This window comes from Pseudomonas tehranensis (assembly GCF_014268615.1).
Classification (GTDB): Bacteria; Pseudomonadota; Gammaproteobacteria; order Pseudomonadales; family Pseudomonadaceae; genus Aquipseudomonas; species Aquipseudomonas tehranensis.
In genome coordinates, this window is record NZ_JABWQV010000044.1 from 1 (window position 1) to 20,177 (window position 20,177).

A 20,177-nucleotide genomic window follows, 5' to 3' on the forward strand; every position below is an offset into this window, starting at 1 on the left:
TGTAGGAGCTGCCGAAGGCTGCGATCTTTTCTGGCTTCCAAACAAAAACGCCCGACCTTCTCAGGCCGGGCGTTTTTGCATGTCCTCCAAAATCAGGACTGGGTGGTAGGCGTCGATGGAGCCGGCGCAGCGGTCGGGGTAGCCGCCGGGGTCGGAGCCGAAGCGGAGTTCGCTGGGCTCGTCGGGGTGGCCGGTTTGGCGGCAGCAGTCGGTGCCTTCGGTGCGGCAGCTTTTGCCGCGGCCGGTTTTTTCACCGCTGGCTTTTTCGCCGCGGCGGGTTTGGCCGCCGCTTTTGCCGCAGGCTTGGCAGCAGGTTTGGCTGCCGCGGTTTTGGCAGCCGGCTTGGCGGCTGCTTTGGTCGCGGGTTTGGCTGCTACCGGCTTGGCCGCTGCCTTGGCGGCAGGTTTGGCGGCCGCGGTTTTCGCCGCCGGCTTGGCCGCTGCTTTTGCCGCAGGTTTAGCGACGGCTTTCGCCGCGGCCTTGACCAATGGCTTGGCTGCCGTCTTGGTGGCAGGTTTGGCTGCCGCCGTCTTGGTCGCCACTGGCGCGACCTTAGCGCCGGTGAGTTTTTCGATCTGCTTGGTCAGGGTGTCGACCTTGCTGTGCAGCGCCTTGACTTCATTGCGGCTCGGCACGCCCAGACGAGAGATCGCGCTGTTCAGGCGCTTGTCGAAAGCCCCTTCCAGTTCGTCCCATTTGCCCATCGCCCGATCTTTTACGCCGCCGATTCGCGACTTGGCGGACTCGGCAGAGCCCTTGGCAGCATCGACTTGTTTGCCGACCGCCGTCTTGGTGAGTTTTTCGGCCTTCTCGCCGTCCTTAACCAGGGACTCGAAGAGTTTGCTGCCGTCAGTGTCAATCTTCGAGTACACGCCTAAACCAGCAAGCCAGATTTTGCGGGAGTATTTTTCAATCTTCCCGGCCCACGAGCTGCCTTCTTTTTCGGTGATTTTTTTGCCAGCCATCCCGTTCTCCTTAATGTTTACGCGCGACACGTTCAAGCAATGCCGTCAGCTCATCGAGCTTAGCAGAGAGTGTCTCAACGTCATGTTTAGACGGAATGCCGATACGATTCAAGGCACTTGCAACACGGGCGTCGAATACCTTCTCGACTTTATCGAGTTGTACTTCAACCCGGGCCTTGAACGTGTTGACGTCAGTCTTGGCTTCAATCAGTTCGCTGTTGGCCGCTTCAAGTTTTCCGGCAATGTTCTTTTTGCCTTTGGTTTCAATAACTTCACCGGCTTTTACCAACTCCTGGAAGTACTCGCTGCCTTCCTGGCCGACCTTGGTGTAGGCGCCCAGGCCCGCCAGCCAGATCTTGCGCGCGTACGTTTTCACGTCGCTGAGCGTGGAAGATTCAACGTCGGTTTTTTTCTTCAAAATAACTTTGGCCATGGTGCACCTCACTCGATAACAGGTTTGAGGAACTGCCCGTACACGGTCGGGCTCAGGCACAAAGTAGTGACAATAATTAGAAACGGCACCCTAACAACTGACATGAATCGGCGGTGCCTTGGGGAAAGATCGCAGCCTGCAGCAGCTCCTACATTGGAATGAGTACATCTGTAGGCGCTGCCCCAGGCTGCGATCTTTTTAAGTTCAGGCCAACGCTTTATCCAACGCTTTTTCGATTTCCGTCTTGATCGTGCCGCTCATGGCCGACATCAACAGGCCCAGTTCGACATCGATGCGGATCGAGTCCTCGCCCACATGCACCTCGCCTTTGACCCCAGAGCGCTTGAGCTTCAGCGTGTCGCCCGACCACTGCGGCTCCAGGCCATAGCTGTCGGACAGTTTCTGCGCCAACTGGTCGGCTTTCGCGCGGGCCGCTTCCTTGCCCAGGCCATGGGCACGCTCAACTGTTATACGGGCCATCTGATGACTCCTGTTTTATCGGGACTTGCCTGCACGTTTCTGACCCTGGCTGCGTCAAAACGTCCCGGCGGTCGCTCATCTTACCTTCAGGCTTGCCAAGACAAAGCCCTCCACCGGGATTAGAATGTCCCGCATTCTTTTTTGGTGACAGCGATATGACTGATCAGCGCAAAGGCAGCGATGCCGAACCCACCACTCACTTCGGCTTCAAGAACGTGCCGGAAAGCCAGAAGGCGGAAAAAGTCGCTGAGGTTTTCCACTCGGTAGCCGCCAAATATGACTTGATGAACGATCTGCTCTCGGGTGGCATGCACCGTCTGTGGAAGCGTTTCGCGATCGAACTGTCGGGTGTGCGCAGCGGCAATCGGGTGCTGGACATCGCCGGCGGTACGGGCGACCTGACGAAGAAGTTCTCCCACATTGTCGGGCCGACCGGTCAGGTGGTGCTCGCCGACATCAACGAGTCCATGCTCAAAGTCGGTCGTGACCGCCTGCTGGACCTGGGTGTGGCCGGCAATGTCGAGTTCGTCCAGGCCGACGCCGAGAAGCTGCCCTTCCCTGACAACCATTTCGACTGCGTCACCATCGCCTTCGGCCTGCGCAACGTCACCCACAAGGAAGACGCCCTGCGCTCGATGCTACGCGTACTCAAGCCCGGCGGCCGCCTGCTGGTGCTGGAATTCTCCAAACCGACCAACGCGCTGATGTCCAAGGCCTACGACGCCTACTCGTTCGCCTTCATGCCGCTGATGGGCAAGCTGATCACCAACGACTCGGAAAGCTATCGCTACCTGGCCGAATCGATCCGCATGCACCCGGATCAGGAAACCCTGAAGTCGATGATGGTCGAAGCCGGCTTCGATCGTGTGACCTACCACAACATGACCTCGGGCATCGTGGCCCTGCACCGCGGTATCAAGCCCTGATGCTGCTCACCGGCCTGCTCGCCAGCGTCGAACTCGGCGTCAATCGCGTCCTGCGCCTGGACAGTACGGCGCTTGCGCGCCTGGCGCACTTGAGCGGCAAGGTGATTGCTGTGGATTGCCGCAGCCCGGCGTTGCGGCTGTTCATCCTGCCCAGCGACGAAGGCCTGATGCTCGCCGCACACTGGGAAGCCGAGGCACACTGCACCCTGCGCGCCCCGGCATCGAGCCTGGTGAACCTGGCCCTGAGCAAGGACAAGACCGCCGTGCTGCATGGCCCTGAGGTGGAACTGGACGGCGACAGCGGCGTGCTGCTGGAGCTGGCGGCGATTCTCCAGGACCTGGAGCTGGACTGGGAATATGAAGTATCCCGCTGGCTCGGTCCGGTGGCCACTCAGCTACTCAGTGGCCATCTGCGCAGCCGCACTCGCTGGTATCGCCAAGGCTTCGCCAGCCTGGGGCAGAATCTGAGTGAATACCTGGCCGAGGAATCGCGTACTCTCGTAGGCCAACGCGAAGCCGACGCCCGCTTTAATGAACTGGACCAGATCAAACTTGACCTGGAACGTCTCGAGGCGCGTTTCGAGCGCCTTTCCCGCTCCCTTGAAACCAAGCGATAACGCATGAAGCTGCTTGCCGTCCGCCGTTTGTTGCGCATCCAGCGCGTCGTGATCCGCTATCGCCTCGATGACCTGCTGTTCGCCCTGCCGCTGCCCTGGTTTTTGCTGGCGCTGCGCTTCGTGCTGCCGTGGCGCTGGTTTCCCCGGCGAACGCTGGACCTGAGTCGCGGCGCGCGCCTGCGCCTGGCTTTGCAGGACCTGGGACCGATCTTCATCAAGTTCGGGCAGATCCTCTCGACTCGTCGCGATCTGCTGCCCGAAGACATCGCCGATGAATTGATGAGGCTTCAAGACCGCGTGCCGCCGTTCGATTCCAAGGTGTCGGTGGCCCTGATCGAAGAACAACTGGGCAAGAAGATCAGCGAAGTGTTCAGCCGTTTCGACGTCGAGCCGTTGGCCTCGGCCTCCGTGGCCCAGGTTCACGCTGCGCAGCTCAAGAGTGGCGAAGAAGTGGTGGTGAAAGTTATCCGCCCGGGTCTCAAGCCAATCATTGCCCAGGACCTGGCGTGGCTGTTCATTCTCGCCCGGGCCGCCGAGCGGCTGTCGGCCGATGCGCGCCTGTTGCACCCGGTTGACGTGGTCCTGGATTACGAAAAAACCATTTTTGACGAACTCGACCTGCTGCGCGAAGCCGCCAACGCCAGCCAACTGCGGCGTAACTTCGAAGGCTCGCCGCTGCTTTATGTGCCGCAAGTCTATTGGGACTGGTGCCGTCCGAAAGTGTTGGTGATGGAGCGCATCTACGGCATCCAGGTGACCGACTTGGACACCCTGGCCGACCAGCGCACCGACATGAAACTGCTGGCCGAACGGGGCGTGGAGATTTTCTTCACCCAAGTGTTCCGCGACAGCTTCTTCCACGCCGACATGCACCCGGGCAACATCTTCGTCAGCACCGTGCAACCGTGGAGCCCGCAATACATTGCCATCGACTGCGGCATCGTCGGCAGCCTGACTCCCGAAGACCAGGACTATCTGGCCCGCAACCTGTTCGCCTTCTTCAAGCGCGACTACCGCCGCGTCGCGCAACTGCACATCGACTCTGGCTGGGTGCCGGCGGAGACCAAGCTCAACGAATTCGAAGCGGCGATCCGTACTGTATGCGAACCGATCTTCGAAAAACCGTTAAAAGATATTTCGTTCGGCCAGGTGCTGATGCGCCTGTTCCAGACCGCGCGTCGCTTCAACATGGAGGTTCAGCCGCAGCTGGTACTGTTGCAGAAAACCTTGCTGAACATCGAAGGCCTCGGTCGCCAGCTGTACCCGGACCTGGACCTGTGGAACACCGCCCAGCCGTTCCTCGAACGCTGGATGCGCGAACGCGTGAGCCCCAAGACCCTGCTGGGCAACGTGCAGAGCCAGTTCGAGCAGATCCCGCACCTGGCCAACATGACCCGCGACCTGCTCGAACGCATGTCCCAACCTCACGCCCACGACCCCGCGCCACCGTGGAAGCAGCGCAAAGACGACTGGTTCCTGCGCCTGCTCGGCGCCGCTCACCTGGGGGGTGGTGCAGTGCTGGCGAGCGGGGGCCCGCTGAGCCAGCTGGGTCACTGGCCCGCCGGTGTCATGGTCATCGTTGGTTTGTATCTGGTCGTACGTCGATAGCAGGAATCAGCCACAAGCGATAAGCTGCAAGCCGCAAGTTCATGGGTTGAACCTATCAACGCAACACAACACAGAAATTGCTTTTACTTGCAGCTTGAAGCTCAAAGCTTGCCGCTGCTCCAGGACCCAAGATGAAAAACTGGCAGGACGAGATCAAATGGGACGCGGACGGCCTGGTGCCGGCCATCGCCCAGGATCACAAGACCGGGCGCGTGCTGATGATGGCCTGGATGAACCGCGAAGCGCTGGCCCTGACCGCCGCCGAGAACCGCGCCATCTATTGGTCACGTTCCCGTGGCAAGCTGTGGCGCAAGGGTGAAGAGTCCGGGCACGTGCAGCACCTGCACGAGATGCGCCTGGACTGCGACGGCGACGTCATCATCCTGATGGTCGAGCAGGTCGGTGAGATCGCCTGCCACACCGGCCGTCAAAGCTGCTTCTATCGCGTCTTCGAGAACGGCGACTGGAAAACCGTCGACCCGGTGCTCAAGGACCCGCATGCCATTTATTCAGGACATACCCATGAGTGACACCCTGACCCGCCTGGCCCAGGTGCTGGAAGAGCGCAAAGGCGCAGCGGCCGACAGCTCCTATGTCGCCAGCCTGTACCACAAGGGTTTGAACAAGATTCTGGAAAAGGTCGGTGAAGAGTCGGTCGAGACCATCATCGCCGCCAAGGACGCCGCCATCAGCGGTGACTGCAGTGACGTGATCTACGAGACCGCCGACCTGTGGTTCCATAGCCTGGTCATGCTTGCCCAACTGGGGCAGCACCCGCAGGCTGTACTGGATGAACTGGACCGTCGCTTCGGTCTGTCCGGGCACGTCGAGAAAGCCTCGCGTCCGTCCGCCTGATCAACTTACGAGAGGAATAGCCACATGGGTATTTTTGACTGGAAACACTGGGTCGTCATTCTGGTGGTCGTGGTACTGGTATTCGGCACCAAGAAACTCAAGAACCTGGGCACTGATGTTGGCGAGTCGATCAAGGGCTTTCGCAAGGCCATGAACGACGACGAAAAACCGGCCGACCCGACAGCGACGCCCGCTCAACCAGCGCAGCCGAGCCAACCGGTACACCCACAGGCCACTCAACCTGTGAATGCCCCGCACACCATCGATGTGCAGGCACAGAAAGTCGAAGAGCCGGCCCGCAAAGACTCGTGAGCACTGACTAATGTTTGGGATCAGCTTCACTGAACTGCTGCTCGTCGGCCTCGTCGCCCTGCTGGTGCTGGGCCCCGAGCGGCTGCCGGGCGCTGCGCGCACCGCCGGCCTTTGGGTCGGGCGGCTCAAGCGCAGCTTCAATGCGATCAAACAGGAAGTTGAACGTGAAATCGGGGCCGACGACATTCGTCGGCAACTGCACAACGAACACATTCTGTCTTTGGAGCAGGAAGCGCGGAAAATCTTCACCCCGACCCAGCAGGAGCCGACACCGGTTCAGCCGGCGGTCGAGCCGACGATTGCCCCCCAGGCACCAGTGGATAACACGTCGTCTGTGGCATCCGTGCCCGCAGAACCCGTGGAGCCCGCCCCGACAGTGGCAGCACCAGCCGTTCCTAACGACCCTACTTTGCCGCCGCGAGCCCCATGAGCGATATTCCTGAAAACGACCAGCCGATGCCGCTGGTATCGCACCTCACCGAGTTGCGCACCCGCCTGTTGCGTTGCGTGGCGGCGATTTTCGTCATCTTCGCCGGGCTGTTTGCCTTCACCCAACAGATCTACACCTTCGTTTCCACACCGCTGCGCCAGTACCTGCCGGAAGGCGCGACGATGATCGCCACCGACGTGTCGTCACCGTTCCTGACGCCGCTCAAGCTGACGATGATGGTCTCGTTGTTCCTGGCGATCCCGGTGATCCTGCACCAGATCTGGGGCTTCATCGCGCCAGGCCTGTACAAGCATGAAAAACGCATCGCCGTGCCGCTGCTGGTGTCCAGCATTCTGCTGTTCTACACCGGCATGGCTTTCGCCTACTTCTTCGTATTCCCGTTGATCTTCAAGTTCTTTGCCGCCGCTACTCCCGCAGGCGTGGAAATGATGACCGACATCGCCAGCTACCTGGATTTCGTCATGACGCTGTTCTTCGCCTTCGGCGTGGCGTTCGAGATCCCGGTGGCGGTGGTGCTGCTGGTGTGGATCGGCGTGGTCAACGTTGCGTACCTGAAGAAAATCCGTCCGTACGTGATCATCGGCTGCTTCGTGGTCGGCATGATCCTGACCCCGCCGGACATCTTCTCCCAGACCCTGCTGGCCGTGCCGATGTGGCTGCTGTTCGAGATCGGCATCCTGTTCGGCGGTCTGGTGCGCAAGCGCCGGGAAGACGCAGACGATCAGCCGGTCGACGACCATAACGACCAGCCGCCAGCGACCCAAGCGTGAACCTGCTGCTGCTTGAAGAGGCCGACTTCATCGGGCCTGACCGCGTCGTGCTGAGCGATCGCCGCTTGACCCACATGCAGCAAGTGCACCGCAGCGCCGTCGGTGACAGCCTGCGGGTCGGGCGTATCGGCGGGTTGATGGGCACGGCCCAGGTACTGCGCCTGGAAGCCCGCGAAGCCGAACTGCAAGTGACACTCGACCAACCTGCGCCGGCCAAGCTGCCGCTGACACTGGTGCTGGCCCTGCCTCGACCGAAGATGCTCCGGCGGGTGTTCCAGACCATCGCCAGCATGGGCGTGCCGCGCGTGGTGCTGGTCAACAGCTACCGCGTGGAAAAGAGCTTCTGGCAGACCCCGTTCCTGGAGCCCGAGGCCATTCGCGAACAGCTGATCCTTGGCCTGGAACAGGCGCGCGACAGCGTGCTGCCAGAGATCATCATTGAAAAGCGCTTCAAGCCCTTCGTTGAAGACCGTCTGCCGGCCATGGCGAACGGCACCCGCGGTCTGGTCGGTCATCCAGGGAACTACCCCCCCTGCCCTCGCGCGCTGAACGAACCCGTGACCCTGGCCATCGGCCCCGAAGGCGGCTGGATTCCTTACGAAATTGACCTGCTGGCCAAGGCCGGACTGCAACCGGTACAACTGGGCGAACGTATCCTGCGTGTCGAAACCGCCGTCACCGCGTTGCTTGCCCGGCTATTCTGAGGCCTGTGGCGAGGGCGCTTGGTAGCAGCTGGCGAAGCCTCGGACCGCGTTCGGACGATCTTTTGATTTTAATCATTCGCTTGCGACTAACTGTCCGGAACAAGATCGCAGCCTCGTTGCACTCGACAGCGCCTACAGCCGAGCGAGAGCAAGTCCCCTCGCCACGCCGACCCAACGACTCCTATTTTCTATAGATCCCTCCCATCCCGCCGATACAGCTCCCATAAAACCAATTCAACACAGCAAGGGAGAAAATCAGCATGTTCCGAATGCTTACCCAGGGTCTGGGAAATGTAAGCGTCAATCGCAAACTCGGCTTCGGCTTCGGTCTGGTGCTGTTTCTAACCTTGATGATCGCTTTCACCGGCTGGAGCGGCCTGGGTAATGTCATCAGCCGCGGCGACAAGCTGGGCTACATTTCCAGCCTGAACGAATTGAGCAAAGACCTGCGCCTGGCGCGCCTGGACTACTACACCACGCGGGGCGAGAACGGCCCGCAGGAAGTCAACGATCTGCTCGCCAAACTCGAGGCAGGCCTGACTGCTGCTCGCCAGATGATCGAGCAGCCAGCCGACGTGGCGCTGATCGACAAACAACTGGCCGCAGTGGCCGAGTACAAGAGCGCCTTCGCCGAGATGGCCAATGCCACCGTCAGCCGCGAAGATGCCCGCAGCAAACTCGGCGCCAGTGCCGACAACGCCGTGGCACGGATCGCCGACGTTGAAAAAGCGATGCTGCAAAGCGAGAACATCGCCCAATTCAACAACGTGGTCTCCCTGAGCAAGGCGATTCAGCAAGCGCGCTATCAGGTTCGCGGCTACACCTACAGCGGCAAGAACGAAGCCCAGCAACCGGCCCTTGACGCCATTACCGATGCCCTCAAACTTCTCGCACGCCTGCCGGCGCAGTTGCCTGAGGAGCACTCCGCCAACCTGCAGCAGGCCAGCGATTCGATCAACGCCTACCGTTCAGCGGTCAGCCAGTTCCGCGATTCGCAACTTGATACCGCCGCGGCGCTCAAGCGCATGACCGAGCAGGGCGAAGTATTGCTTGAGTCCAGCAAAAGCCTGACCGTGTCCCAGACCGCCGTGCGCGACCACGACGCCGCCCAGGCCAAGACTGTCCTGGTATCGGCTGCCGTGCTGGCCATGTTGTTCGGCGTGATCGCCGCATTGGTCATCACCCGGCAGATCGTCGGCCCGCTGGACCAGACCCTCAAAGTCGCTGAGCGCATTGCCGCGGGCGACCTGACCCACAACCTCACCTCCGAGCGCCGCGACGAACTGGGCCAGCTACAGCGCTCCATGCAGAGCATGACCGTGGGCCTGCGGCAATTGATCGGCGGTATCAGCGACGGCGTGACGCAAATCGCCAGCGCCGCCGAACAACTCTCGGCCGTGACCGAACAGACCAGCGCTGGGGTCAACAGCCAGAAAGTGGAAACCGACCAGGTCGCCACCGCCATGCACGAAATGACCGCCACGGTGCAGGAAGTGGCGCGCAATGCCGAGGAAGCCTCCGAAGCGGCCGTCGCGGCTGACCAGCAAGCACGCGAGGGTGAAAAAGTGGTCGGTGAAGCCATCGCCCAGATCGAACGCCTGGCCCTCGAAGTGGGCAACTCCACCGCAGCCATGGGCGACCTCAAGCGTGAGAGCGACAAGATCGGCAGCGTGCTGGACGTGATCAAGTCCGTAGCCCAGCAAACCAACCTGCTGGCCCTCAACGCAGCCATCGAAGCGGCCCGTGCAGGCGAGGCCGGACGTGGCTTCGCGGTGGTGGCTGACGAGGTCCGTAGCCTGGCCCAGCGCACTCAGAAGTCCACTGAAGAAATTGAAGAACTGATCGTCGGCCTGCAGTCGGGCACCGAGCAGGTCGCGACCATCATGGACAACAGCCGCAGCCTGACCGACAACAGCGTCGAACTGACCCGTCGCGCCGGTGGATCCCTGGAAAACATCACCCGCACGGTCTCGGCCATTCAGTCGATGAACCAGCAGATCGCCGCTGCGGCCGAGCAGCAGAGTGCCGTGGCCGAAGAGATCAACCGCAGTGTGCTGAATGTGCGCGATGTGTCGGAGCAAACCGCGTCGTCCAGTGAAGAGACGGCCGCTTCGAGCGCTGAACTGGCGCGGTTGGGGGTTCATTTACAGACGTTGGTGGGGCGGTTCAGGGTTTAATGCCTTGGGACTGCTTACTTAAGTTTTGTGTGTATATCCGTTGCTGCGGTAACGGTTGCTGACGGTTCCGCAGCAATGGATATGTACTCAGTCAACAAAGCCCTGGCCGGCTGTCAGGCCGACTTCGCGAGCAAGCCCGCCCCCACAAGTACCCTGCCTGACCTAGTTTTTTGCCAATCCAGAGGCAACGACCAACTCTTCCAACGCCAACAAGTCCGGCACCTTCGCCACATGCTCGCCCACTTGCACCGCCGCCTGTTCCAGCCCACACAGCGGTACATCGACGTAGCTCAGTTGGGTGTCGAGTTTGTAGGACCGCGGGATACCCTGGACCAGCAACGCAATGAAACGCAACTCCGGGCGCCCACCCAGGGCATTGAGCACGACGATGCGCGCCCGCTCGCCGATCACGGTTTTCTGGCCGCAGGCCGACTCGAAGCTCAGCAACGGGATTTGCCGTTCGCGCCAGCTCACCCAACCCAGAAACCACGGCGGAGTGTCCATATCGAACGCGCTGCTCTGGTAGTCGATCAGCTCGGCCACGGCCACGTTGGGCAAAATCAGGTGCCGGTCGGCCAGGGGTAGCAGCAGCCCGGTGATGTGCCCGGTGCGCGGGTGAAGGTCATGCATGGGTTTTGCTCCAGCGGGCGATGCTGTCGAGCAGCACCGATTCCTGGTACGGCTTGCCCAGGTAGTCGTTGACGCCGATGGCCATGGCGCGGTCGCGGTGTTTCTGGCCCGTGCGGGAGGTGATCATGATGATCGGCAGGTGGGCCAGGCGCGGGTCATTGCGTACTTGCGTGGCCACTTCGAAGCCGTCCATGCGCGGCATTTCGATGTCCAGCAACATCAGATCGGGGGAGTGTTCGGCCAGCAGCGCCATGGCATCCACGCCGTCCTTGGCGGTGAGCACGTGCATGCCGTGGCGCTCCAGCAGGCGACTGGTGACCTTGCGGACCGTCACCGAGTCGTCCACCACCAGCACCAGCAATGGTCGCGAGTGCTCGCCCTCGTCTTGCGCCGCTGCCGGGCGGCGTGGGACCTGATGAGGCAAGGCGCGGATCGGCGCCAACAAGTCGAGAATCAACACCACCCGGCCATCGCCCAGGATCGTCGCCCCCGACAAGCCCTGCACCGCCGAAAATTGCGGGCCGAGGCTCTTGACCACGATCTCCCGGGTCCCGGCGGTAGCGTCCACTTGCACCGCGATATGCCGCTCGTTGCATTGCATCAGCAGCACCGGCAACGGTTGGCTCTGACCCAACAGTTTCGGGCGAGCGCCGGTTTTCAATAGCTCACCCAGGTAGCACAGCTCATAGCGTTGCCCGGCGTAGGTGTAGGTCGGCGGGTCGAGCTGGTAATAGCCATCCAGTTCAGCGGGCAACACCCGGACGATACTTTCGATGGTGTTCAGTGGGATCGCGTACTGGTCTTCATGACATTGCACCATCAACGCCCGGTTCACCGCCACGGTAAGCGGCAGGCGAATGCGGAAATGCACGCCCTGCCCTGGCGTGGAGTCGATGACCATGCTGCCGCCCAGTTGCCGTACCTCTTCATGGACCACGTCCATGCCGACGCCGCGCCCGGAAATCTGGGTGATTTTTTCGGCGGTGGAAAAGCCCGGCTGCAAGATGAATTGCAGTACGTCGCGGTCGCTGATGTCGCTGTCCAGTGCCAGCAGGCCACGCTTGATCGCCTTGCTGCGCACCGCATCCAGAGGCACGCCGGCGCCGTCGTCGCGAATGTCGAAAATGATGTCGCTACCTTCCCGGGACAGGTCGAGGCTGATGCGCCCACGGGCCGGTTTGCCGGCAGCGATGCGCACGTCGGCCGGCTCCAGGCCGTGGTCGACGGCGTTGCGCAGCATGTGCTCCAAGGGCGCGACCATGCGCTCCAGCACGCTACGGTCCATTTCGCCTTCAGCATTGCCAACCACGAACTCCACGTCCTTGCCCAACTCCTGCGCCACTTGCCGCACGATGCGCTTGAGGCGCGGCAACATGCGCTCGAACGGCACCATGCGCGTGCGCATCAGACCTTCCTGGAGGACGGTGTTGACGCGCCCCTGCTGTTGCAGCAGGTTCTCAGCGTCGTGATTACTGCGTTCGAGGGTTTCCTTGAGATCGAGCAAGTCCGAGGCCGATTCGAACAGCGCCCGGGACAATTGCTGCAACTGGGAATGCCGGTCCATCTCCAGCGGGTCGAACTCTTCGTAGCCCAGGCGCTCGGCCTCGACCTGCTGGCGACTGAGGATCCGGCCCTGGGTTTCGGTATCAAGACGGCGCAACTGGTCGCGCATGCGCTCGATGGTGGTTTCCATTTCGCCCAAGGCCACGCGCGCGTCGTTGACCTGCTGTTCGATACGCCCACGGAAAATCGAGGTTTCCCCAGCCAGGTTCACCAGATCGTCGAGCAGTTCGGCGGAGACCTTGACCATGTCCGCGCTGTCGCTCGGGCTGCCAGCCTCAGGCCTTGTGGGCGCAGGCGGTGGGGTCGGGGCCGGTTCCGGCGCGGGGACGACTTTGGGCGCCTCGCTGTCCTGCGGATGATTCACCGCCTGGATCTGCGCGATCAGCCGGTCGGCAAGGGGGCATGGGTGGCCGGCGCGTACCGCATCGAGCATCTGCGCCAGCCGGTCATGGCTGCTTTGCAACAAGGCGAACAGCGCTGGCGTCGGTTGGAGCAGCCCCGCCGACAAGCCTTCATAAAGATTTTCCAGCTCATGGGCCAGGTCGCCGATGGGTACGATTTCCACCATCCGTGCACCACCCTTGAGGGTGTGCAAATCGCGCAACAGCGTTTCCAGGGCTTGGCGGTTCGACGGTTCGTCCTGCCAGCGCAGCAGCGCTGAGCCTGCGCTGTCGAGAATGTCGAAACCTTCTTCGAGGAAGATTTCCAGTAATTCAGGATCATGCCCGGCCACGTCACCGGAGGGCGAACCGCCCGTTTCGATTGCGTTCGGCTTGTCCTGACGGAACCGGCGAATGGCGTCGATCAGCGCAACGGGATCGCCCAACGGCTGGCCCTGCTGCAACTGCCCGAGCAGCAGGTCGAGGCGTTCGTGACTGCTGCTGAGCAGTTGCTCGAGTTCCTCGCTGTGGCTGTAACGGCGGTCCACCAGCCCTTCGTAGAGGTTTTCCAGCTCCTGGGCCAGGTCGCTCACCGGCCGGATATCGGCCATTCGTGCGCCGCCCTTGAGGGTGTGCAAGTCCCGTTGTAACGAAGACAGCGGCGCTGCGTTGTCCGGGTCGGACAGCCATCGTTGCAGGGCTTGGGCGGCGCTTTCGAGGATGTCCTGTGCCTCTTCGAGGAAGATCGAGGCAATGTCGTCGTCCACTGAGGTCTCAGCAGGGGCGCTGCGCTGCAGTTCAGCTGTCGCGTTACCCAGTTCGCGGATGCTCAGGGTGCGGCTGCCGTCGCTGCGGATCAGTCCGGTGGCGGATGGGTCCAGGCTCTCCTGGAGCAAGCCGCGCAGGGCCTGCACCCGTTCGGGCTGTGAATGCACATGTTGCCCGGCGGCCAGTTCATCGAGCATGTCGATCAAGGCTTCATGGGCGCGCTGCGCTTCCTGGAAAAACACGTCGCTGACTGCCAGGCTGCTTTCTTCCACCGCACCGTAGAGATCGAGCAAGGCCTCACAGAGCTCGTCCACCGGGTGCAAGTCGGCCAGGTGCGCGCCTTCGCCGAGGGTGGTCAGCTCGTCCAGCAGTGCACTGAGCTCCTGGCCTTCGCCGGGGTGCTGCTGCCAACGGCGCAACAGGTTTTCGGCGTCGAGCAGGATATCCATGCCCTGGGCAAGGAAGTTGTTGATCAGTTGTGGATCGCGCTTGGTCCGCAAGCTTTTGTCCGGTGCACTGAGGGCCGTTTGCAGGCGCTCGGCCAGCAGCGTTTGGGTTCGCTGGATCAGCGCTTCGGCGCCGGGAATCGGCGCCAGGGGGTCACCGTGCAACTGACGCAAGCCCAGACGCAACAGGCCCTCGGCCTCCAGCAGCAATTCAATTTCATCAAGATCGAGGGCGATCAGGTGCGCCTTGTATTCCCGGGCCAACTGGTCCATCGCGCCGGCCAGCTCGGCAATCGGCAACACGCCGGCCATTGATGCGCTGCCTTTGAGGGTATGCAAGGCTCGCTGCAATTCGTCGTTGGCCTGCAGCGGCAAGTGTTCGGCGGCCTGGTCGAGAAAGCGATTGAGGCTGGCAAGGTGACCCTGGGCTTCGTTGTCGAATATCTTCAGCAACAACGGGTCGAGGGCGGCGACATCCTGGGCGTCTTCATCCTCATCGACGCCCTTTGCCAGTGCATGGGCACGGGCGGCCAGACGGTCGACATCGTCGCGCTGACGCTGACGGTTGTCTGCAAACTCGCTCACCAGGGCCGGTAGCAACTGCACCGTGTCATCGAGCAACTGCCGGACCGCAGCACCCGGCTCAACACTGCGCTCCAGCACCCGGTTAAGCAGGTTTTCCACGGCCCAGGCCAGCTCACCCAAGACCAGCGCCCGCACCATCCGACCGCTGCCCTTGAGGGTATGGAAGGCCCTGCGCAGTTCGGCCAGGGCGCCATGGTCGTCAGGGTGAGCGGCCCAGCGCGGTAGGTATTCGCGCAGAACGTCGAGCACCTCGTCGGCTTCTTCAAGGAAGACCTCGCGTAGCTCGTCGTCCACCGGATGCTCGTCCAGCGGCGGCGGCAGCAGGCTACCCGGCGTGCTCCGGGCCGGCGGGTTGACCGCCGAGACCGGGCTGGCCAGCACTTGGGCCAAGGACTGCACGGTCTGCGGGTCATCGAGCTCCTGCAAGTCTTGCATGACCTGAGCCTCGTTAGGGCTCAGCACATCGTCAAGCAACGGCACCCGGGCTTCGTCAGGGAAATAACCGAGGGCACCCAGGCTGCGCTCGACCACGTCCAACAAGGGTTCGCCGGGCGTTTCCGGGTCTTCGCTCAAACGCTCCAAATAGTATTCGAGGCCGGTGATTACGTCGGCCAGGTGATCGAGTTCTTCCCAGCCCGGCTGGGCGTGCTCCAACAGCAGATGCTCGCGAATGAAACCATTGCACGCCTCCACAAGGCTGGCGGCGCGGCTCAAGGGGATCATCGCCAGGGCACCGCGCACCTGGGTCAGCAACGCCGGTAGCGCTTGCAGTTGCTCGCTGTTCCAGTCGGCGTCGATGTAGTCGACGATCATGTCCTTGGCCTGTTGCAGGCAGGTGTGGGCTTCCTTGATGACGATCTGATGGATCTGGGTCAGGTCTGTGGTGGGCAGGTGACTGTCTTCAGGGCTCTCGGGCTCGACAGTGCCGACCATGCCGGCCAGGGTGGCCTCGACGTAGAGCAAGGCCCCGGCGACATCCATGAGCGTCGCGTCATCCGGCTCGCGATGACCCTGGGCGAGGCTCAGGACCACCGCCAATTGATCGATGATCACTTTTCGCGGCTGACCGAAGCCGAGCACCGCCAGGGTGTCGGCGATCTGTCGCAGGGGCGCCAGCAGGCTGTCCAGCTCCGAGGCGTGCTGGCGGTCACTGCGCACGAACAGGTCGAGCCGTTCCTTGACCCGCACCAGCTCTTCGCAGAGTGCGGCGAGCACCGAGCGCATGGCATCGCGGTCCGGTCCGGCCAGGCGTGCGCGTTCTTCGTCGACCATGGCGCTGTCGGGCAGCGCGTCGTCCAGTGAGTAGCGTTCTTTCATGATCTGCATCTGCCCGCTGGGATGTTCGGCCTTGGCAATATAGAACAACAAACTCGTCAGCAACTGTGGCGGCGCCGGTTGATTGATGCCCTGCAGGCCCTGGTCCAACAGTCGTTTGAGTTCCTTGTCCGCTTCCTTGAACAAGCTGCGCAGCGCCGGGCTATTGGCGATACGCCCCTCGCGCATGCCTTCGACCAGGGCCGACGCCACCTGCCACAACGCATTGAGCGGTGCTGCCGCGCACAGCCCTTCCAGGCGGTGAAAGACCTTGGCCAGATAACCGAGATGGGTGGCGTCGTCCTGTTCGCGCAACAGCCCCACCAGGGCCACTTGCAGGGTCTGGCGCAGTTTGCGCAAGGTGTTTGGCAGGTCAGGCGGTTCGAGCCGCTTCAAGGCCTCGTCACTGAGCGGCGCGATCAGCGGTAACTCTGGACTGAACAGGCTGGTCTCCGACAACAGACTCTCGCCCCGGGCACTACGCAAATCATTGATCAATGGCAGCACCACCAACGGCAGGTCGCGGCGGGCGCCTTGTATGCGGTCCAGATAGATCGGCAACTGCCCAAGAGCCTGGCTCAACAGACTGATGGCTTCGTCGCGATGGGCGATGCGGTTGTCCTGCAAGGCGACGCACAGCTGTTCCATCTCCTCGGCCAGCAGCGCGGCACCATAGAACTCGACCATCTGCAGGCCGCCGTGCACCTGATGAATGCACGCCAGGCAATGCGCGAGGGCATCCGCCGCCTGCGGGTCGTCCACTAGGCGATTGAGCGCCAGATGGGCCTGCTTCAGCGTTTCGGCAATCTCGCCCTTGACCCACTCCAGGGCCACATAGTCGTGCCGATCACCCATAACCACTCCAAATCAACAGTCATATGCCGAGGGTAAAAATCAAACCCTGTGGCGAGGGAGCTTGCTCCCGCTTGAGCGCGCAGCGCTCACAAAATCCGTGGGGGCCGCTGCGCAGCCCAGCGGGAGCAAGCTCCCTCGCCACAAAAGCTCCTCGCCACATGACTCCAATACGCAGATCCGGCCAGTCATTCCTTGTCCTCATCCGCCACAGGCGCTGCCGGCAAAGTAAACCCCGACACCGAACGACGCAGCTGACTGGCCATTTTCGCCAGGTTGCCGATGCTCTCGGCGGTGGCGGTGGAGCCGGAAGAGGTTTGCGTGGTGATTTGCTGGATCACGTTCATGGTCAAGGAAATCTGCCCCGCCGAGGTGGTCTGTTGCTGCGCCGCATTGGAGATGCTCTGGATCAGCGCCGCCAGGGTCTTGGACACGCCTTCGATCTCCTCCAGGGCCACCCCGGCATCCTGGGCCAGTCGGGCGCCGCGTACCACTTCGGTGGTGGTCTGCTCCATGGAAATCACCGCTTCGTTGGTGTCAGCCTGGATCGCCCGCACCAAGGTCTCGATCTGTCGGGTCGCCGCCGAAGAGCGCTCCGCCAACCGCTGCACTTCATCGGCCACCACCGCGAACCCGCGCCCGGCGTCACCGGCCATGGACGCCTGGATGGCGGCGTTGAGGGCCAGAATATTGGTCTGGTCGGCAATGTCATCGATCAGGCTGACAATGTCGCCGATTTCCTGAGACGATTCACCCAGGCGCTTGATGCGCTTGGCCGTGTCCTGGATCTGCTCGCGAATGTTGTCCATGCCATGAATGGTGTTGTGCACCACCTCGTTGCCTTTGTTGGCGATCTCCACGGAGCGCTCGGCCACCGCCGACGACTCGGCCGCATTGGCCGAGACCTGATCGATGGACTGGGCCATTTCATTGATTGAAGTCGAAGCTTCGGATATCTGCTGGGCCTGATGCTCGGAAGCCTGCGCCAGGTGCATGGCCGTAGCCTGGGTTTCCTGCACCGCAGCGGCGACCTGGCCAGCGGTGAGGTTGATGGTGGCCACAAGGTCACGCAATTGGTCCACCGAATAGTTGATGGAATCGGCGATGGTGCCGGTGAATTCTTCGGTCACCGAGGCGGTCACGGTCAGGTCGCCATCGGCCAGGTCTTCGATCTCGTCCAGCAGACGCATGATCGCGTTCTGGTTACGCTCATTCTTTTCTGCGGTTTCACGCAACTGACGGTTGGTTTCGCGGACCATCACCAGCCCGATCAGGATGATCGACATCAGCGCCAACAGGCCCAGCACATAACCACCGATGGCGTTTGCAGAACGCCCGCCGGCCAGGTTTTCGAACGCGGTGGCCAGGTGCGAAGCTTCGTCCAGCAAGGTTTGCGAAAGGTTGAAGATGTTGCCTGCCGACTCGCGGACCTTGAACAGCTCAGGAGAGGTTTCGAGGATTTCGTCCACCGAGCCGGAGACGAATTCGAAGAGTTCGCTGATCTCACTCAAGCGGGCCCGGGCATCGCGATCCTGTACTTGGGAGATCTTCAAGGCCGAGTCACCTTGCGACATGCCATTGAGCACCTGACCAAAACGTGCGGCATCGCGGCCAAAGGTATCGGCGGCCTGACTGGCGTTTTCATCCCCCGCCAGCACGGTGTTCACCGCCCCGAGAATCCGTTCGGCCAGCAACGACTGGCGCTGGGCCATGGCGACCTGTGCGGCGGGCGCGCCGCGCTGCAGGAGAATTTCGACGACTTTTTCGTACTCGACCTGCAATTGCGGTACGGTTTCGGCGAGGGTCGCCGCCACCTGATGCAGCGACAGCACAGTCTGTTCGCTGGACAGGATGGCATCGGTGTTCTTGAGCAGGCGTTCCCAGTCCAGCTGTACGGCACGCATCTGCGGGCGCAGTGCAGCAGGTGCCGGTGGCAGGCCGGTCACCGGGTTGCCTTGCTTCAGGTAGCCCCAACGCTGGGCGAAATCATTGCGCGCCTCGCTCAGCAACTTGAACGCCGCGGCCTTGCCGGCCGCCGCCTCGGTGGCGTTCTTGGCAATGCGCTGGGACAGCACCCGCAACTCACCGGCGTGGCCGATGTACTGCTTGTCGTAGTTGGACTGAGTGTTGAGGTAAGCGAAGTTGGCGAACAGCAGCATGATGAAGACAATCAGCGCGACGAACAGCACGATGATCTGCGAACGACTGCGCGACGCTTCCAGAGGCTTGCCTGTTTTTGCTTTGATCATCGATTTTCGCCTGTACTGCTATCCACAATTCCAAGCCCGACCGGATTCCCTGTAGGAGCTGCCGCAGGCTGCGATCTTTTGATCCCAGGGTCTTATGTCAAAGCAAGCTGTCTGTTGGAAAGATCAAAAGATCGCAGCCTTCGGCAGCTCCTACCCTGAGTTGTGCAGTCACCTAAATCGCCACATCCATAAAACCCGGTGAGCGCGTCAGCGCAAACGGGCTGAACACCTGCCACTGCCGTTCGCCGCGAAACCGGCCCTTGACGAAGGCCGACTCCGGGCCGTCAAGGTCGTCCATCAGCGTCGGCTCCAGGCTGCCCTGGGCAAAATGCTGCAATCCGAGGACTTCATCCACCAACAACCCGGTAAAGACCTCGTCGTGATCCACCACCAGCACCCGCCGCTGCTTGCGCACGCTCGACAGCTCATGGCCGAAGAAACCGCACAAATCCATCAACGGCAATAAGCGCCCGCGCAGATTAGCCACACCACGAACCCACGGCTTGACCCCGGGCAAATGTGTGTAGCGCGGCTCGTGCAGCACTTCGCTGACTTCGCCCATGGGCGCCACGTACCAGTGTTCGCCGAGGCGAAAACCGATGCCGCTCCAGCTGTCACCGTGGGTCGGCTGTGACGGCAGGTCCGCCCCCAGCAGCCGGCAACGCCGGTCGATCTGCAGGAGCAGTTCGAAAGCGGTCAGGGATTGGCTCATGGCCGCGTCATCAACCCGCCAGCACGTTGTTCAGGGTCTTGATCAGGGTTTCTTCGTCCACCGGTTTGGTCAGGTAGTCCTTCGCGCCTTGGCGAGTGCCCCAGACCTTGTCGGTGTCCTGGTCCTTGGTGGTGATGATGATCACCGGGATGTGCCCGGTGTCCGGATCCTTGGTCAGCTGGCGCGTGGCCTGGAAACCGTTGAGGCCGGGCATGACGATATCCATCAGGACCGCATCGGGTTTTTCCTGGCGAGCCAGGGCCACGCCGTCGGCGCCGTTTTCGGCCTTCAGGACCTGGTGGCCGTGCTTTTCCAGCATGCCAGTCAGTTTGTACATTTCGGTCGGCGAATCATCGACGATCAGAATTCGTGCCATGGTG

At 61.8% G+C, this 20,177-nt stretch carries 17 protein-coding genes and 1 pseudogene; 10 read left to right on the forward strand and 8 right to left on the reverse strand.

Features of this window, described 5'->3' with window-relative positions:
• Window positions 1-92: 92 nt before the first annotated feature.
• The 3 genes from HU811_RS10220 to HU811_RS10230 form a co-directional block, all read right to left on the reverse strand.
• Window positions 93-965: a phasin family protein gene (locus HU811_RS10220; RefSeq protein WP_186655646.1), complete on the reverse strand. Its 873-nt coding sequence runs from the start codon at window positions 963-965 to the stop codon at window positions 93-95.
• A 10-nt stretch (window positions 966-975) separates the two neighbouring features.
• The gene (locus tag HU811_RS10225) at window positions 976-1,398 is read right to left on the reverse strand and encodes a phasin family protein (RefSeq protein WP_047225983.1); all 423 of its coding nucleotides are present in this window, start codon (window positions 1,396-1,398) and stop codon (window positions 976-978) included.
• Window positions 1,399-1,602: 204 nt separating this feature from the next.
• Complete coding sequence (locus HU811_RS10230) at window positions 1,603-1,878, reverse strand: polyhydroxyalkanoic acid system family protein (RefSeq protein ID WP_186655647.1); 276 nt, start codon at window positions 1,876-1,878, stop codon at window positions 1,603-1,605.
• A 155-nt stretch (window positions 1,879-2,033) separates the two neighbouring features.
• Here HU811_RS10230 and ubiE point away from each other — a divergent pair, with 155 nt between their 5' ends.
• From ubiE to HU811_RS10280, 10 genes and pseudogenes are all read left to right on the forward strand, one after another.
• Window positions 2,034-2,804, forward strand: a complete 771-nt coding sequence (ubiE, locus tag HU811_RS10235) for a bifunctional demethylmenaquinone methyltransferase/2-methoxy-6-polyprenyl-1,4-benzoquinol methylase UbiE (protein WP_047225985.1) — start codon at window positions 2,034-2,036, stop codon at window positions 2,802-2,804.
• Window positions 2,804-3,428: pseudogene (locus HU811_RS10240) on the forward strand (ubiquinone biosynthesis accessory factor UbiJ). Before ubiE ends, HU811_RS10240 begins: the two are co-directional and overlap by 1 nt.
• Entirely contained in the window at window positions 3,425-5,029 is a 1,605-nt protein-coding gene (gene ubiB / locus HU811_RS10245; RefSeq protein WP_186655648.1) for a ubiquinone biosynthesis regulatory protein kinase UbiB, read from the forward strand. The pseudogene HU811_RS10240 and the gene ubiB overlap by 4 nt, the downstream one beginning before the upstream one ends.
• Window positions 5,030-5,160: 131 nt before the next feature.
• The gene (gene hisI / locus HU811_RS10250; protein WP_003196931.1) at window positions 5,161-5,559 is read left to right on the forward strand and encodes a phosphoribosyl-AMP cyclohydrolase; all 399 of its coding nucleotides are present in this window, start codon (window positions 5,161-5,163) and stop codon (window positions 5,557-5,559) included.
• A complete protein-coding gene (locus HU811_RS10255) occupies window positions 5,552-5,884 on the forward strand; it encodes a phosphoribosyl-ATP diphosphatase (RefSeq protein WP_003186671.1) in 333 nt (110 codons plus the stop codon). The genes hisI and HU811_RS10255 overlap by 8 nt, the downstream gene beginning before the upstream one ends.
• Window positions 5,885-5,908: 24 nt before the next feature.
• On the forward strand, window positions 5,909-6,196 hold the full coding sequence (locus tag HU811_RS10260) for a twin-arginine translocase TatA/TatE family subunit (RefSeq protein WP_186655650.1): 288 nt from the start codon (window positions 5,909-5,911) through the stop codon (window positions 6,194-6,196).
• A gap of 10 nt (window positions 6,197-6,206) precedes the next feature.
• Entirely contained in the window at window positions 6,207-6,626 is a 420-nt protein-coding gene (tatB, locus tag HU811_RS10265) for a Sec-independent protein translocase protein TatB (protein ID WP_186655651.1), read from the forward strand.
• Window positions 6,623-7,417 (forward strand): twin-arginine translocase subunit TatC, encoded by a 795-nt coding sequence (gene tatC / locus HU811_RS10270; protein ID WP_092395486.1) that lies wholly within the window; start codon window positions 6,623-6,625, stop codon window positions 7,415-7,417. Before tatB ends, tatC begins: the two co-directional genes overlap by 4 nt.
• The gene (locus HU811_RS10275) at window positions 7,414-8,121 is read left to right on the forward strand and encodes a 16S rRNA (uracil(1498)-N(3))-methyltransferase (RefSeq protein WP_092395484.1); all 708 of its coding nucleotides are present in this window, start codon (window positions 7,414-7,416) and stop codon (window positions 8,119-8,121) included. Before tatC ends, HU811_RS10275 begins: the two co-directional genes overlap by 4 nt.
• A 269-nt stretch (window positions 8,122-8,390) precedes the next feature.
• Window positions 8,391-10,298, forward strand: a complete 1,908-nt coding sequence (locus HU811_RS10280) for a methyl-accepting chemotaxis protein (RefSeq protein ID WP_437179486.1) — start codon at window positions 8,391-8,393, stop codon at window positions 10,296-10,298.
• Window positions 10,299-10,460: 162 nt separating this feature from the next.
• On the opposite strand, the gene HU811_RS10285 is transcribed toward HU811_RS10280, so the two are convergent.
• The 5 genes from HU811_RS10285 to pilH all read right to left on the reverse strand — a co-directional run bounded on the left by HU811_RS10285 (window position 10,461) and on the right by pilH (window position 20,173).
• Complete coding sequence (locus HU811_RS10285; protein WP_186655654.1) at window positions 10,461-10,928, reverse strand: chemotaxis protein CheW; 468 nt, start codon at window positions 10,926-10,928, stop codon at window positions 10,461-10,463.
• On the reverse strand, window positions 10,921-16,839 hold the full coding sequence (locus HU811_RS10290) for an Hpt domain-containing protein (protein ID WP_186655656.1): 5,919 nt from the start codon (window positions 16,837-16,839) through the stop codon (window positions 10,921-10,923). Before HU811_RS10290 ends, HU811_RS10285 begins: the two co-directional genes overlap by 8 nt.
• Before the next feature lie 185 nt (window positions 16,840-17,024).
• Window positions 17,025-19,085: a methyl-accepting chemotaxis protein gene (locus HU811_RS10295; protein ID WP_186655658.1), complete on the reverse strand. Its 2,061-nt coding sequence runs from the start codon at window positions 19,083-19,085 to the stop codon at window positions 17,025-17,027.
• 172 nt (window positions 19,086-19,257) lie between these two features.
• A complete protein-coding gene (locus HU811_RS10300) occupies window positions 19,258-19,797 on the reverse strand; it encodes a chemotaxis protein CheW (RefSeq protein WP_186655661.1) in 540 nt (179 codons plus the stop codon).
• Between the two features lie 10 nt (window positions 19,798-19,807).
• Complete coding sequence (gene pilH / locus HU811_RS10305) at window positions 19,808-20,173, reverse strand: twitching motility response regulator PilH (RefSeq protein WP_047226188.1); 366 nt, start codon at window positions 20,171-20,173, stop codon at window positions 19,808-19,810.
• Window positions 20,174-20,177: the final 4 nt, after the last annotated feature.